Source organism: Streptomyces luteosporeus, assembly GCF_039532865.1.
GTDB lineage: Bacteria > Actinomycetota > Actinomycetes > Streptomycetales > Streptomycetaceae > Streptomyces > Streptomyces luteosporeus.
In genome coordinates this window covers 141,577-155,971 of the sequence record NZ_BAAASL010000013.1, presented here as the reverse complement: position 1 = coordinate 155,971, position 14,395 = coordinate 141,577, and the positions used below count along the sequence as shown (strand labels likewise).

14 protein-coding genes are annotated in these 14,395 nt (G+C 71.1%); 3 read left to right on the top strand and 11 right to left on the bottom strand.

Features of this window, described 5'->3' with window-relative positions; genetic code table 11:
* Nucleotides 1-3: 3 nt before the first annotated feature.
* From ABD361_RS18910 to ABD361_RS18895, 4 genes are read right to left on the bottom strand one after another with little or no spacing between them, the layout of a single operon-like run.
* On the bottom strand, nucleotides 4-795 hold the full coding sequence (locus ABD361_RS18910) for an SDR family NAD(P)-dependent oxidoreductase (protein ID WP_344436585.1): 792 nt from the start codon (nucleotides 793-795) through the stop codon (nucleotides 4-6).
* On the bottom strand, nucleotides 792-2,099 hold the full coding sequence (gene rfbH / locus ABD361_RS18905; RefSeq protein ID WP_344436583.1) for a lipopolysaccharide biosynthesis protein RfbH: 1,308 nt from the start codon (nucleotides 2,097-2,099) through the stop codon (nucleotides 792-794). Before rfbH ends, ABD361_RS18910 begins: the two co-directional genes overlap by 4 nt.
* Nucleotides 2,100-2,110: 11 nt before the next feature.
* Entirely contained in the window at nucleotides 2,111-3,442 is a 1,332-nt protein-coding gene (locus ABD361_RS18900) for an activator-dependent family glycosyltransferase (RefSeq protein WP_344436582.1), read from the bottom strand.
* Entirely contained in the window at nucleotides 3,439-4,599 is a 1,161-nt protein-coding gene (locus ABD361_RS18895; RefSeq protein WP_344436580.1) for a cytochrome P450 family protein, read from the bottom strand. The genes ABD361_RS18900 and ABD361_RS18895 overlap by 4 nt, the downstream gene beginning before the upstream one ends.
* Before the next feature lie 205 nt (nucleotides 4,600-4,804).
* Between ABD361_RS18895 and ABD361_RS18890 the strand changes: the two genes are divergently transcribed.
* Nucleotides 4,805-5,815, top strand: a complete 1,011-nt coding sequence (locus ABD361_RS18890) for a Gfo/Idh/MocA family protein (protein WP_344436637.1) — start codon at nucleotides 4,805-4,807, stop codon at nucleotides 5,813-5,815.
* A gap of 52 nt (nucleotides 5,816-5,867) precedes the next feature.
* Here the strand turns inward: ABD361_RS18890 and rdmE are convergent, their stop codons facing one another.
* Genes rdmE through ABD361_RS18865 form a run of 5 tightly spaced genes read right to left on the bottom strand, consistent with a single transcriptional unit; the run spans nucleotide 5,868 to nucleotide 10,641 of the window.
* Nucleotides 5,868-7,460, bottom strand: a complete 1,593-nt coding sequence (rdmE, locus tag ABD361_RS18885) for an aklavinone 12-hydroxylase RdmE (RefSeq protein WP_344436579.1) — start codon at nucleotides 7,458-7,460, stop codon at nucleotides 5,868-5,870.
* 29 nt (nucleotides 7,461-7,489) lie between these two features.
* On the bottom strand, nucleotides 7,490-8,206 hold the full coding sequence (locus ABD361_RS18880; RefSeq protein WP_344436578.1) for a class I SAM-dependent DNA methyltransferase: 717 nt from the start codon (nucleotides 8,204-8,206) through the stop codon (nucleotides 7,490-7,492).
* Between the two features lie 22 nt (nucleotides 8,207-8,228).
* Nucleotides 8,229-9,125: an anthracycline biosynthesis tailoring methylesterase RdmC gene (gene rdmC, locus ABD361_RS18875; RefSeq protein WP_344436577.1), complete on the bottom strand. Its 897-nt coding sequence runs from the start codon at nucleotides 9,123-9,125 to the stop codon at nucleotides 8,229-8,231.
* Nucleotides 9,122-10,207 (bottom strand): methyltransferase, encoded by a 1,086-nt coding sequence (locus ABD361_RS18870; protein ID WP_344436576.1) that lies wholly within the window; start codon nucleotides 10,205-10,207, stop codon nucleotides 9,122-9,124. Before ABD361_RS18870 ends, rdmC begins: the two co-directional genes overlap by 4 nt.
* Nucleotides 10,204-10,641, bottom strand: a complete 438-nt coding sequence (locus tag ABD361_RS18865; protein ID WP_344436575.1) for a SnoaL/DnrD family polyketide biosynthesis methyl ester cyclase — start codon at nucleotides 10,639-10,641, stop codon at nucleotides 10,204-10,206. The genes ABD361_RS18870 and ABD361_RS18865 overlap by 4 nt, the downstream gene beginning before the upstream one ends.
* Before the next feature lie 193 nt (nucleotides 10,642-10,834).
* Between ABD361_RS18865 and ABD361_RS18860 the strand changes: the two genes are divergently transcribed.
* Nucleotides 10,835-11,692, top strand: a complete 858-nt coding sequence (locus tag ABD361_RS18860; protein WP_344436574.1) for a class I SAM-dependent methyltransferase — start codon at nucleotides 10,835-10,837, stop codon at nucleotides 11,690-11,692.
* A gap of 65 nt (nucleotides 11,693-11,757) precedes the next feature.
* Here the strand turns inward: ABD361_RS18860 and ABD361_RS18855 are convergent, their stop codons facing one another.
* Together ABD361_RS18855 and ABD361_RS18850 are read right to left on the bottom strand one after the other, a co-directional pair.
* Nucleotides 11,758-12,528, bottom strand: coding sequence for an AfsR/SARP family transcriptional regulator (locus ABD361_RS18855; RefSeq protein ID WP_344436573.1), 771 nt, complete (start codon nucleotides 12,526-12,528; stop codon nucleotides 11,758-11,760).
* Between the two features lie 405 nt (nucleotides 12,529-12,933).
* Entirely contained in the window at nucleotides 12,934-13,200 is a 267-nt protein-coding gene (locus ABD361_RS18850) for an acyl carrier protein (RefSeq protein ID WP_344436572.1), read from the bottom strand.
* 284 nt (nucleotides 13,201-13,484) lie between these two features.
* Between ABD361_RS18850 and rfbA the strand changes: the two genes are divergently transcribed.
* Nucleotides 13,485-14,360, top strand: coding sequence for a glucose-1-phosphate thymidylyltransferase RfbA (gene rfbA, locus ABD361_RS18845; RefSeq protein WP_344436571.1), 876 nt, complete (start codon nucleotides 13,485-13,487; stop codon nucleotides 14,358-14,360).
* Nucleotides 14,361-14,395 lie beyond the last annotated feature (35 nt).

Here is a 14,395-nt window from a genome sequence, read left to right as displayed (position 1 = left end):
TCCTCAGTAGTTGCCGAGGCCGCCGCAGACGTTGATCGCCTGCGCGGTGACCGGGGCGGCGGCGTCGGTCAGCAGGTAGCCGACGAGGCCGGCGACTTCTTCGGGCGTGCTGTAACGACCCAGCGGGATCTTGGCCTGGAAGCGCTGGAGCACGTCCTCCTCCGTCGTCCCCCATGCGGCCGCGTACCCCTGGCGCACCCGCTCGGCCATCGGGGTCTCCACATAGCCGGGGCAGACGGCGTTGACGGTGATGCCGGTCTTGGCCAGCTCCAGGCCCAGGGCCTTCGTGAAGCCGACCACGCCGTGCTTGGAGGCCGAGTACGGCGCACCCAGCACCACGCCCTGTTTGCCTCCGGTGGAAGCGATGTTGACGATGCGCCCGAAGGTTCCCTCGCGCATGCGGCCCGTGGACAGGGCAGCCCGTGTGACCCGGAAGACGCCGTCCAGGTTGGTGCTCATGACGTCGTCCCACAGCTCGTCGGTGATCTCGGCCGTGCTGCCACCACCGCTGCGGCCGGCGCTGTTGACCAGGACCTCGACGGGGCCGAAGCGTTCCACCGCGGCGCTCATCAGCGCCTCCACCTGATCGGTGGCGCGTACGTCGCAGCTGCGCCCGTCCACCTGGTGGCCCCGGTCCTGGAGCTGCTTGACCGTCAGGGCCACCCGGTCGGCGTCACGCGCGCACAGGTAGACGCGGTGGCCGGCCGCGGCCAGCATCCGGGTCACGGCCAGGCCGATCCCGCTGGTTGCACCGGTGACGATGGCGACCCTGCCGGGTTGTGCGGTGAAGGTCATGACCGGACTCCCTTGGTGCAGAACTCGGTGACGGATTCGATGACGTAGTCGAGCATGTCGTTGGTCAGGCCCGGATAGACGCCGATCCAGAAGGTGTCCTCCGTGACGATGTCGCAGTTGGTCAGCTCGCCCACCACGCGATAGCGGACCTCCTCGTAGGCCGGGTGGCGCGTGATGTTCCCGCCGAACAGACGGCGGGTGCCGATCCGGCGCCCCTCCAGGAAGCCGACCAGGTCCTTGCGGGTGAAGCCGGCATCGGGCAGGACGGTGATGACGAAGCCGAACCAGCTCGGATCACTGCCGGGGGTGGCCCGGGGCAGCAGCAGACCGGGCAGGCCGGACAGGCCGTCGTGCAGCCGCTGCCAGTTGCGCCGGCGGGCGGCGGTGAAGTCCGGCAGCTTCCGCAGTTGGCTCAGGGCCAGCGCGCCCTGCAGGTCGGTGGCCTTCAGGTTGTACCCCACGTGGGAGAAGATGTACTTGTGGTCGTAGCCCGGCGGCAGGGTGCCCAGCTGGTAGTCGAATCGCTTCAGGCACGTGTTGTCCGTGCCGGGCTCGCACCAGCAGTCGCGGCCCCAGTCGCGCATCGACTCCACGATCCTCGCCAGCTCCAGGCTGCGGGTCAGCACACAGCCGCCCTCTCCCGCGGTGATGTGGTGGGCGGGGTAGAAGCTGACCGTGGTCAGATCGCCGAAGGTGCCGGTGAGCCGGCCCTGGTAGGTCGAGCCCACCGCGTCACAGTTGTCCTCGACGAGGAACAGGTCGTGGCGGGCGGCCAGTTCGGCCACCTCTGCGACCTGGAACGGGTTGCCGAGCGCATGGGCGATCATGATCAGCCGGGTGCGCGGTGAGATCGCCGCCCGGATCTGCTCGAGCGAGGCGTTGTACGTGCCCAGCTCCACATCGACGAAGACCGGGGTGAGGCCGTTCTGCACGAGGGGATTGATCGTGGTCGGGAAGCCGGCGCCCACGGTGATCGCCTCGTCACCGGGGCGCAACCGCATGTCGCCCAGCTTCGGCGAGGTGAGGGCGCCGACCGCCAGCAGATTGGCCGACGACCCCGAATTCACCATGTGCGCCTTGCGCAGGCCGAAGAAGCGGGCGAACGCGCTCTCGAACTTGCGGGTGCTCGGTCCCGCGGCGATCCTCAGGTCCAGGGCGGTCTCGACGAGCGCCAGCCGGTCGTCCTCGTCCAGCACCGCCCCGGAGCTGAGGATCGGCGTGACACCCGGCTCGAAGCCGGGCGGGGTTTGCTCCTCGTGGTACTTGCGCGCCAGCTCGAGCGCCAGCGCTTTGGTCTCGGACACCGCAGTCCCCCTTACCCTCGGTCACTTCTGAGCAGATACTGCCGCGCCCCGGTCGAGGATCCGTCAAGGCCGGGTGCGGCGGGGCCGCGGTGCTCGGCGACCAGCCTCTCCAGCACGGGTACGGCCTCGTTGGGGCTGGGTACGCCGAGCATCTCCTCCTGCAGGCGCCGTGCCCCCGCGGCGAAGGACGGATCGGTGATCAGCCGCTCGGTCTGCTTGTGCAGCAGGTCGGGGGTGATCTCGCTGCTGGTGACGCACAGCCCGGCACCGATGTCGGCCAGCCGCCGGCCCATGACCTCGGTGTCCCACCCGAAGGCGAGGATCAGCTGCGGCACGCCGTGCAGCTCGGCGGCCGCCTTGGTGCCCACGCCACCGTGGTGCACCACCGCCGCGCAGGTGGGGAGCAGGTCGTTGAGCGGGACGAAGTCCACCAGCCTCACGTTGCCCGGCAGTTCGCCGGACCTGGCGCGCGTCTCGTCGTCGGCGGTCGCGACGATCTCGGCGTCCAGGGCGGCAAGGGCCTGCAGCAGGTCGGCCATGCCGATGCCGACGTCGGAGCCCGAGGCGCCGAGCGTGACGCAGATCCGTGCGCGCGGGGGGTGGACGCGCAACCAGTCCGGCACCACGGACGGGCCGTTGTACGGCACGTGGCGCACCTGCACGGTGGGCAACCCCAGCTCCAGCCGGGTGCTGGGGGGCGTGGTGTCGATGGTCCACTGGCCGGTGACCAGGTCCTCGCTGAAGCCTTCGGCGCAGCCCAGGCGGTGCAGCGTCGCCCCGAGCCACTCGGCGGTGGGGTCCTCCCGGTGCTCGGGTTCCTGTGCGGCGCGCAGCCTCAGGAACTCCTGCCGGGCACGCACGGCGATGTCGGGGCCGGACAGCAGTCGGGCCTGCGCCGCGCCGGTCGCCCGTGCCGTGACGGCACCGGCCAGGGTGAAGGTCTCCCACACCACGAGGTCCGGCTGCCAGGAACGGGCGAAGTCCACCAGCGAGTCGACCATGGTGTCGTTGTTGAGGGCGGTGAGCAGCGTGGGAACCATGACGGTCTCCAGGCGCAACAGCTCCTCCCAGCTCCAGGGATGCTCCCCCCGGGCCGCGTAGTCGAAGCCCTGGGCATGGGCGGCGGCCTCGTCGTGCAGCCGCCCCAGCAGGCCGAGTTCCTCGACAGGTCCCAGCGACCACTCGATGGGGACGGCCGCGAGGCCGGTGCCGGTGATGACGTCGGTGAGCTCGGGCTGGCTGGCGACGCGGACCTCGTGGCCGGCGGTGCGCAGGGCCCAGGCCAGCGGGACGAGGGGGTAGTAGTGGGTGTGGTGGGCCAGTGATGTGAACAGGACCCTCATCGGGTCTCCTCCTCGCCGAGCCGGGCCGGCAACCGGGACAGGCGCCGGGTGATGGGGGCCCGGCGGTGGCGGACCGCGCCGCCGAGCGGCCGTGCCGCCGGGAACCGGTCCGCCAGTGCCCTCAGCGTGTGTCCGGCCAGGTCCCGGGCGAGCGGGAGCACGGGGCCCGGCAGTCCGTCGGGCAGGGGGGTGCCGGGCCGGTCGAAGCGCTCGGGCTGCAGGTGGTGTGCCGGGGCACCCGGGGCGGCCGCGGTCACGACGGTGACCGTCTCCCCGGTGGCAATCTCCTGGCCGGCCACCGGGACCGGCGTGGAGGCGACCAAGGGGTGGGCCCGCCATGGCGGCGCGAGCCGGAGAACCTCGTCGACGATCTGCTCGGCGTGGGCCGGGTCCCGCCGCAGCCGTTCCCACGTGGGCGGGCGGGTCAGCAACACCTCGAGCGCGTTGCCGAGTACGTCGGCGGCGGCCCGGACACCGGCGACGGCCGCAACGAGGTCCGCGTCGGCATGGGCGCGTCCCCTGAAGAGGACCCGCAGGTAGCGCAGGGCATCGTCGCTGCGTTGGTGCACCGCCCAGGTCTGCGGGCACAGCAGGGCGTCCACGGCCGGCGCGGCTGCGGCCAGCGCCGCGGCGAATCCGGTGCGCTGCTCGCCGGGCACCTCCAGGGCATCGGCGGCGACGGCGGCGGTCAGTGGGACGACCAGGTCGGCGACCAGCTCCACTGCGCCCGTGGGCAGCCGGGAGACCGCGGCCCCGGCCGCATCCCGCCACCGGTCGTGTTCCGCACCGGTGCCGGTTGGCGCACACCGTCGGGCCAACGCCCGGGCGAAGGCAGGGTCGCGCTGCCGTTCGTGGGACGGCAGCCACCGCTCCCCCGCCGGTGCGGCGGGGGCCGCCGCCAGCCCGGGGTGGTCCAGCAGCAGCACCGCCGTCTCGTGGTGCCCGCACACCCAGCCGCCGAGGCGGCTGCGCCACAGGGGACCGCGGGCCCGGATGGATGCGAGGACGGTGGTGGTGTCCTCGTCGAAGCCCCGCACGAGCCGTGCGTACGGATCGCCGTCCCCCGGGGCGAACGGCTCGTCGTTGACCGCATACAGCCACTGCGCCGCGTGGAGCAGTTGGAGGTCGTGCACTGAGGTACCCGTCGCTGCCGTCACCCGTCACCTCCGTCGTCGGTTCCTGGGAAACGTACGGGGAGGCAGTAAAAAACCGCTCAAGGCGGCAACGCACGGATCCAGCGTTCCTCAAGCCCCGTGCGATGCGGCACGCCTAGGTTGACGTACCCACCGGCTGTTTCCACCGATTGCCGTACCGTGATGGGGTTTTCATATGCCACAGCACCGTCCGCAGCGGACGCTCCGCATGGGCGTCATCGGCTGCGCGGACATCGCGATCCGCCGGATCCTGCCCGTTCTCGCAGCACACGACGGTGTCGAGCTCGTCGCGGTGGCCAGCCGGGACCGGACCCGGGCGGAGCAGGTCGGGGCGGCCTTCGGATGCTGCGGCGTTGCCGGCTACGCGACGTTGCTGCAGCGGGACGACGTGGACGCGGTCTACATCCCGCTGCCCCCCGGCATGCACCACGAATGGGCGCTGCGCGCATTGACGGCCGGCAAGCACGTGCTCGTCGAGAAGCCCTTGTCCGAGCGCTACGCGCACACCGTGGAACTGCTGTCGACGGCGAAGCAGCTCGGCCTGGTGCTCGCCGAGAACTTCATGTTCCTGCACCATTCCCAGCACCGTGCGGTACGCGCCCTGATCGAGCAGGACGTGCTCGGCGAACTGCGCGTCTTCTCGGGTTCCTTCGCGGTGCCCCCGCTGGCACCGTCGTCGTTCCGCTACCAGTCGCACCTGGGGGGCGGCGCGCTGCTCGACGTCGGCGTGTATCCGTTGCGAGCGGCGCAGCTGTACCTGCCCGGCGAGCTGGACGTCCTCGGTGCCTGTCTGCGCGTGGACGAAAGAACCGGAGTGGACGTGGCGGGCAGCGCCCTGCTGTGCGACGCGCAGGGCCGCACGGCCCAACTGGACTTCGGCTTCGAGCACTCCTACCGCTCGACCTACTCCCTGTGGGGCAGCCGTGGCCGGCTGAGCGTGCGCCGCGCGTTCACCCCGCCCGAGCAGCTCAGGCCCGTGGTGCGGATCGAGCAGCAGGACGTGGTGACCGAGCGGTCCCTGCCCGAGGACAACCAGGTCGTCAACGCGCTGGACGCGTTCGTGCGGGCGGCGCTCGGCGACGTCGGTGCGGCGCCCGCTCCGGAGGCCATGCTGCGTCAGGCGGCACTGGTCGACGCGGTGCGGCGGGTGGCCAAGGTCGTCGGCGGCACGGCCGAGCAACGGGCCGTCCTGGCGGGCCTGGGCGCGGCCCGGGTCTGACGGGCACGAGTACGGGCAAGGGCGGGGCGGCGTGTCCGCCCCACCCTCCCGGTCACCTGGACAGCACCCGCCGCAGCACGTCGCGCAGCGTGGCCTCGGGGTGGGCGCACTCCTCCGTGCGCCAGGCGACGATGCCGTCGGGCCTGACGAGGCTCGCGCCGTTCTTGCCGATGCCGTAGCGGTGCGCCAGCGTGCCCTCCACGTCGACGATGCCGTCGTCCACCCGGTACGTGCGCAAGGGAACCCCCAGGTCGTGGGCGACGGCCGGTGCGGCTGCGGTCCAGCCCTCGCCCAGGGCACCGGCCACCAGGGTCCAGCCGTCGCCGAACAGGTCGATGGTGGACAGTCGCTCACCTGCGCGTTCGATGCGCACATGGGGGGCCCGGAAGCCGGGGCGTCCGCTGGGCCGCAGCGGATCCTCCACCCGCGCGGGGTCGTCGTCGGTGGCGAGGACGGCGGAGGAGCGGCAGCGGAAACCGAGCAGGGTCTCGGCGTAGCCGACCGACCTGTCCCACACCTCCGCCATGTGTGGTGCCATCCGCTGGGCATAGATGGCCAGTGCCTCGGCGACGACCAGCTCCGCGGCGGTCCTGCGTTCCTCCTGGTAGGTGTCCAGCAGGCCGGGGCCGGCCTGTCCGTGCAGCACCGCGGCCAGCTTCCAGGCGAGGTCGAACCCGTCGGCCACCGCGCTGTTACCGCTCATGCCGCCGGTGGGTGGGGTGACCTTGCCCGCGTCGCCGACCAGGAACACCCGTCCCTCGCGCCAGCGCTCGGCGATGCGGGCGGCCATCTCCCAGCTTTGGATGTCGACGATGCGCGGCTGCAGTGAAGGGTGTTCGACAGCCAGCCGGATCAGCTCGGTGCAGCGTTGCGGCGTGAAGTCCTCGGCACTCTCCCCCTTGGGGGGGTCGTACTCGGCGAAGAGCGTGTGCCGGCCGGGGTCGGCGGTCGGCCCGAAGGTCCCGGTGAACTCGGGGTGGTGCAGGTAGTACCAGCCGGTGGTGCCCGGTTCCATGATCGAGGAGAGGTCGGCGTCGAAGATGACGCCGACCATGTGCGTGAGCGTCCCGTGCCCGTAGCGCCGGATGCCCAGGCTCTCGCGAATGCTGCTGCGGTTGCCGTCGGCGGCGACCAGGTAGCGGCAGCGCAGGGCGTAGGGTCCGGTGGGTCCGCTCAGCTCGGCGGTGACACCGTCGCCGTCCTGCTGGAAGGAGACCAGTTCGGTGCCGAAGCGGACGGCACCGCCGTGGCGCTCGGCCTGGGCCAGCAGGATGGGTTCGAGCCGGTCCTGGGAGAGCATGGCCCAGCCGGCCGGGGTGCAGGGCGCAGTGGCTGCGATCATCTCGGAGAAGCTCTCCGAGACGGTTCTGATCACTTCGCCGCGTACGCTGCGGGCCAGCCGGATGACGAAGTCGCCCTGCCGGCCCCGGATGTCGTCGGTGCGGATCACCTCGTCCGCGACTCCGCCGATGCGCAGCAGCTCCATCGTGCGCGGGTTCTGCCCGGCGGCCCGTGGGTAGGGCGAGAGCCCGGAGCGGCGTTCCACGACGAGCACGCGCACGCCCTGCCTGGCGAGGAACATCGCCGTCGACAGTCCCCCCAGTCCGCCGCCCACGACCAGGACGTCGGCTTCGTATTCGCTCATGCCGTTTGATTCCCCTCCCTGCGACACCCTCAGCGGGTGCGCACTCCTACGAACAGTCCGCGCCCGGAGATCACACCGGGCAGGTGGACGGCGTCGAATCCGGCGCCGGCGAACGCCTCCTCGTACTGTGTGCGGCTGAACAGCGAGATGACGTGGGTGTCGACGAAATGCCGGGCGCCGGAGCCGGCATCGGCGACGACGAAGTGCACGTCCATGTGCGAGGTGCGGCCGCGCCGCGCCGAGTGCGACACGCGCGAGACGGTCACGCCGCCGGCCCGGACGACGTCGGCGGAGACATGGCCGTCGGTGAACGTCTCGTCGAACCACCAGGGATCGACGACGGCCACGCCACCGGGTTCGAGGTGCCGGGCGAACATCGTCAGGGCCTGCTGCAGCTCCGCTTCGTCGCCCATGTAGCCGATGGAGCCGAACATGCAGGTCACCACGTCGAAGGTGGACTCCAGGCGGAACTGCCGCATGTCACCGTGGTGCACCGGCGTCCCGGGCAGCACGGCGCGCGCCGCGGCCCGCATGGGCTCGGCCAGTTCGAGCCCCTCCACCTGCTCGAAGAGGTCCGAGAAGTGCCTCAGGTGGGCCCCTGTGCCGCACGCCACGTCCAGCAGCCGGCGGGCACCCGGGCGGTGTCGACGGACGAGGGCGGCGACCGTCTGTGCCTCGGCCCGGAAGTCCTTGCCGCGTTCCCGGTGCACCAGGTCGTAGACCTGTGCGAGGTCGGATCCGTACATGGGTGCTCCGCTTCCCTTCCGGTCACCGCACGCTGCGGGTGTGGGCCAGGATCGCCTCGGCCAAGGGCGGATGGACCGACGACGGCAGTGCGTGGCCCATGCCGGGGATCTCCACCAGGCGAGCGGTCGGGATGAGTCCGGCCAGGTGCTTGCCGTGCGGCGGGGGCGCAATCGGGTCGTTCTCGGCCTGGACGACCAGCGTGGGCACGGTGATACCGCGCAGTTCCCCGGCCCGGGAGGCGGGCGGCAGCGTCAGGGCGTAGTGGGCGTGCGGCTCCGCCAGCCGTCCTCCCACGTGGTCGATGGCCCGCTCCTCCCACCTGCGGTACTCGTCGACGTCGAAGGGGACGCCGGGCCCGGAGAGGATCTGCCACTTGCGCACCCGCTTGGCGACTTCCTGTTCGCGGTCCTCGGTCGGCTCGGACATCAGGGCCAAGGCGTCCAGGAATTCCTGCCGCGGGCCGGGGAGCCCGTCGGGAGTGGGTTCGCCGCGCAGGGTGAGCTCGATGTTGGCGTCGAAGTCGATGTCGAGGCCGCCGCCGAGCATGAGGGTCAGGCTCAGCAGCCTGTCGGGGTGGTCGAGCGCCATGACCTGGGCGATGGTGGCTCCCATGGACAGGCCCACGACGTGAGCGGCCCGCACGCCCCAGCCGTCGAGCACCGAGGTGGCGTCGGCGGCCAGCTCGCCGAAGCCGTAGGGGTGTGCGGTGAAGTCGCGGGTGGTGGAGCGCCCGGTGTCACGGTGGTCGTAGCGGATCACGTGGTGGCCGCCGTCGGCCAGGCGCCGGGCGAACTCGGCGGGCCAGCCGTGGGCGCACAGGTTGCCGCCCATGACGAGCAGCAGCGCCGGGGCCGACGGGTCTCCGAAGTCGTCGCTCCACAGTTCCACGTCCCCGCTGGGGACGATGCGCTCGGTCATGCGGCTACGCCTTTCGTCCCGGCGGTGTTGCCCGCCGCGTGGGTGAACTCCAGGAGTGAGAAGGTGAACGGCAGGACCGACGAGCCGACGGTGCGGGCCGAGAGGTTCGTCAGGCCGGCGGAGTCGGCGAGGGCGAGGACCTCGTCACAGGTGCGTACCCGGCCCCCCATGAACACCAGCATGCGCAGGTCGAGCAGGGTGCCGATGAAGCGGTCGGCGCCGTCGCCGTCGGCGTCCGCACGGTCGAGCACCAGCAGCCTGCCGCCGGGCTCCACGGCGTCCGCGCAGCGCCGCAGGAGCCGCAGGGCGTCGTCGTCCGGCCAGTTGAGCAGGACGAAGGACAGGACGACGACGTCGGCGGTCACGGGCAGCGGGTCGAAGAAATCGCCGTCGACGACGGTGATCCGGTCGGCGAGACCCGCCTCGGCCACGGCCTGTCTGGCCCGCGCCGCCGGGCCGGGCAGCTCCAGGAGAGTGCCCCGCACCTCCGGCGCGGCCCGGGCGACGGAGGCGAGCAGGGCGCCGTCGCCACCCCCGACGTCGAGGACGTGCCGCACCCCGGTCCAGTCGAGGGCGGCCGCCGGGGCGTCGTAGGCGGCGTTCCCGTCGCAGGCCATCAGGGCGTCGAACGAGGCCGCCAGGGCGGGATCGGCGGAGAGGTCCTCCCAGAACGGCCGGCCGTAGCGGTCCGGGTAGGCCGGACGACCGGTGCGCACGGCGTCCAGGAGTCCGGTGAACGCCAGGTCCGCGCGGGCGACGGCGCCGCCGAGGTCGAGCCAGGCCCGCTGCTGGGCCGGGTGGTCGTCGGCGAGCAGCCGGCCCAGTGCCGTGGGGCGCAGGGACGTGCCGTCCTCGCCGCCCTCCAGCACGCCCATCACCACCAAGTGGCGCACGAGGCGCTCGAGGGCCCGGGCGTCGGTGCCGGTGCGCTCGGCGAGGCCGGCCATGTCGGTGGTCCCGGCCTGAAGGTGGTCCACCAGCCGCAGGGTGGCTGCCACCCGTACCGCCATCGGCGTCACCAGGTTGCCCAGTTGCCGCAGCAGTACGCCGAGGTCGTCGTCGAAGGGGGAGGGAGCACTCACGGGCGCCAGCCCTCCTCCGTGGGCCACGGCTCGCCCAGCTGCCGGTAGGTGCCGAGGTAGTCGGGCCAGTCACGATGGTCGCGGATCTTGCCGTCGACCAGCTTGATCAGGTGGATCTGCTCGCCGGAGAACCTGCGGCCGGTGGCGGGCATGCCGACGAGGTTGCCGGTGTGCCTGCCGTACAGCGCCAGCCTGGCCCGCACCCAGGGGCCCTTCTCCTCGTAGCCGATCTCCTCGAGGTGGGCCTCCTCCGAGAAGGTCGTCCTCAGCCACTGCACGGCCAGGGCGAACGCCTGGGGGCCGCGCAGGTCGGGCCGGTGTTCGAGGGCACCCGGATTGAGGTACTCGTCGTGGATGAACTCACCGACGTCGTCGGTCTTGCCCGTGTTGTACGCCTGCACCATGCGGCGCACTGCGTCGATCTGCCTGCTCATACCCAATTCCCCCTCGACAGCGGGTGATTGAGGCAATCCTTGCGGTACGGGCGGTGGCGGAACAATCGGCGGCCACCCGTTCTCGATCGGCCGGTGAGCGATGTTCGAGCCGGTGCCGATCCCGGTCCGACCAGGCCCGGAGAGTCACTCGCCAGGGTGGTGGGGCCGGATGGACCGACCCCAGGGAGGCGTCATGGACGACATGCAGTACAAATCGGCGGTCACCGAGGCGTTCGACCGGGCCGCGAGCACGTACGACCAGTTGGGCGTCGAATTCTTCACACCCATGGGCCGGCGACTGGTGGAGCGGGTGGCGCCGCGCAGCGGTGAGCGGGTCCTGGACGTGGGGTGCGGCCGGGGCGCGGTGCTGTTCGCGGCCGCCGAACGCGTCGGCCCCGCGGGGCACGTCCTCGGCATCGACATCGCGCCGGCCATGGTGGCGCAGGCCCGCCGGCAGGCCGTCGCCCTGGGCGCCGGCAACGTCGAGGTCCGGGTCATGGACGGGGAGCGGCCGGATCTGCCGGTGGCCTCCTTCGACGTGGTGGCGGGCAGCTACAGCGTGATCTTCCTGCCCGACGCGCCGGCAGCGCTGGCCCGGTATGCGCGGCTGCTGCGGCCCTCGGGCAGGATCGCCTTCACCAGCCCGGTGTTCACCGACGGCACCTTCCCGTTCCTGCCGCCGGTGTTCACCGAGCTGATCCCGGCCCGGCTGCTGGAGGCGCTGCCACCCGAGTGGCGGCCCACGGAGCTGCGGCGCCGGTTCAACAGCTGGCTCGGGGACGCCGGGGAGCTCGACCGGACGATGCGCGCGGCGGGCTACCGGGACGTGGCGATCACGGACGAGCCGGTGGACCTGGTCGCGCCGGACGGGACCACATGGGTGGACTGGTCCCACACCCAGGGCATGCGACTGCTGTGGCAGCACCTGCCCGAGCGCGAGCGCACGGCGCTGCGCGAGCGGCTGATCACGGCACTGGACCGGATGCGCGGGCAGGGGTCCCTGCACCTGCCCACACCGGTCCGGTACGTGGTCGCCGCGGTCGCCGGCTGATTGCCGTCGGCCTCCCGGCCGCGAGGTGCGGCCGGCGGCTGCCGGAGGGTTCCGCGCACGGTCCGTCAGTAGGCCAGGGCGGAACCGGACGAGGCCATGCGCACGATGTCCCCCGTGGGCCGGCGCAGGCCGCCCTGGGCGTCGATGGGCTCCGCGTTGAGGATGGCCCGGTGCAGCTGCTGCACGGCGGGGCCCGGGTCGAGCCCGAGGTGGTTGACCAGGTTGATGCGCAGCCGCTGGAAGACCTCCAGGGCCTGTGCCCGCCGGCCGTTGAGGTACAGCGCCCGCATGTACTGGGCGTGCAGGCCCTCGTGGTACGGGTTGTCCGCGGTCAGGGCCGCGAGCTCGGTGAGGACTTCGCGGTACATGCCGAGCCGCAGCTGGGTGTCCACCAGGTACTCCAGCACGACGAGGCGGGCCTCCTCGAACTGCTGGCGCCGGCCCTGCAGGATGCGTCCGGCGACCACGTCGACCAGGGCGGGGCCACGCCACAGCTGCAAGGCGCTGGAGAGGGTGCTCAGCGCCGTCTGGTCGTCGCCCGAGGACAGGGCCTTGCGTCCGTCCGCCACCAGCTGGTGGAACTGGTGGAGATCCAGGTCCCCCAGCGTGGTACGGAAAAGATATCCGCCGGAACGGGTGACCAGGACCTCGGAGGCGATCTGGCGCGTGGACATCCCGGTGGCGGACGCCAGCAGTTTGCGCAGGTTCAGGATGTAGGTCTGCAGCGTGGTCAGGCAGCTGACCGGCGGGTCCTCGTCCCACAGTTCACGCATGAGCGAGGAGACGGGAACCACCTGGTCGGCGTGCACCAGCAGCGTCGCGAGAACGCTTCGCATCTTGGGCGCACTCGGTGTGTGCAACTCGTCGTTGACCTGGACAGAAAGTGGACCCAGAACAGCCAGTTTCACGAGACCTTCCCCCAGTTACGAACTATGTGTGCCGACTATGGTGCGATGACTTCCCGGAAGCATCGGCTGTTCCGTTCAGGAACGTGCGGCGGCTCTCCCCCAGTGATCTGGAACACACGAAACGGAATTTCCGATTCGGTGAAACGGCCCCGACCGCCTCGTGCACGGCGCGGGACGCCGTACGGCGCACGTGTCGCCGCTGCGGCGAGCGGGCCCCGTACCGGAAAAACTAACACCGGTTCCGCGGCGCCCGCCGCGCTGATTTCTGTCAGACCGCACGGGGCCCCGGAAAAGCGGCCCCTACGGCGGACTATCCAATTCCGGAAAGGCCCCTCAGGGGGTGCTCGGAGCGGCCAGCAGCCGGTTCACGAGGGTGATGAATTCCGCAGGTGTATGCACGTCCGCGAGATCGTCCTCGGGTATCTCGACCCCGTACTCGCGAGACACCCGCGCCGTCGCCTCCAGGAGCGCCAAGGAGTCGTAGCCCAGTGACGGAAAGTCAGTTCCGGCGGCGTCCGCGCCGTCCGCGACGGGCTCTTCCTCGCCCGCGCACTCCCGAAGAATGGCGAAAAGTTTGCCGACTGTGAGTTGATCCGGCATGACAGCCCCTTCTGCACCGGCTTGCTCCCCCGCCCTCCTGCGCCTCCAGCCGGCATCAGAGGCCACCGCGACCCTCACGGTCAACTTCGGTCAAAGACGGGCATGGAAACAACCATAGAAGGATCAGAAGACACAGACTCGAAGGCCGATCGAGCGGGGCTCGCCCAGCGCGACGCCACCGGCCCCCTGGCTCGCATCCCGGTCAAGGACGGCATGACCTTCCTTGCCCGGGCACGGCGCGCTTGCCTAGCGTCGCAGGCGACCGCAGGAGCGAAGGGGGAAGCATGAAAGGGATCATCCTGGCGGGCGGATACGGCAGTCGGCTGCACCCCATCACACTCGCCGTGTCGAAACAACTGCTGCCGGTCAACGACAAACCGCTCATCTATTACCCTCTCTCGGCATTGATGCTGGCCGACGTGCGCGACATCCTGATCATCGCGATGCCGGACGACATCCCTCAGCTGAGCCGACTGCTCGGTGACGGAAGCCAGCTCGGCATCTCGCTTTCGTATGCGGCCCAACCGGTTCCCCAGGGCCTGGCCGAGGCATTCCTGATCGGCGCCGATCACATCGGCGACGACGAGGTGGCGCTCGTCCTCGGCGACAACATCTTCCACGGCAATGGCTTTTACGACCTGCTCGCCGAGCATCGGAGGAACATCGATGGCTGCGTACTCTTCGGATACCCGGTCACCGATCCCGAACGGTACGGCGTCGGCGAGGTCGATGAAACCGGTCGGCTCCTGTCCCTGGAGGAAAAGCCGGAGAAACCTCGCTCCAACCTCGCCGTAACAGGGCTCTACTTCTACGACCGGGATGTCGTCGAGATCGCCCGCCAGGTCCGCCCCTCGGCACGCGGAGAGCTGGAGATCACCGACGTCAACCGGTACTACCTGGAGGCCGGCCGTGCCAGGCTCGTCACCTTTGGCCGGGGGTTCGCCTGGCTCGACGCCGGCACCCCTCAGTCCCTGCTGCACGCGAGCCAGTACGTCCACACGCTGGAGGACCGCCAGGGAGTGCGTATCGCCTGCCTGGAGGAAGTCGCCCTGCGCATGGGCTTCATCGATGCCGACGCCTGCCACCGGCTCGGCGCGAAGCTCTCGCGATCCGGATACGGCGAATACGTGATGGCTGTGGCCAGCGAGCTGGCCGGCTGACGCACACCCTCCGACAGCCGGCGGACGCCGCCGTT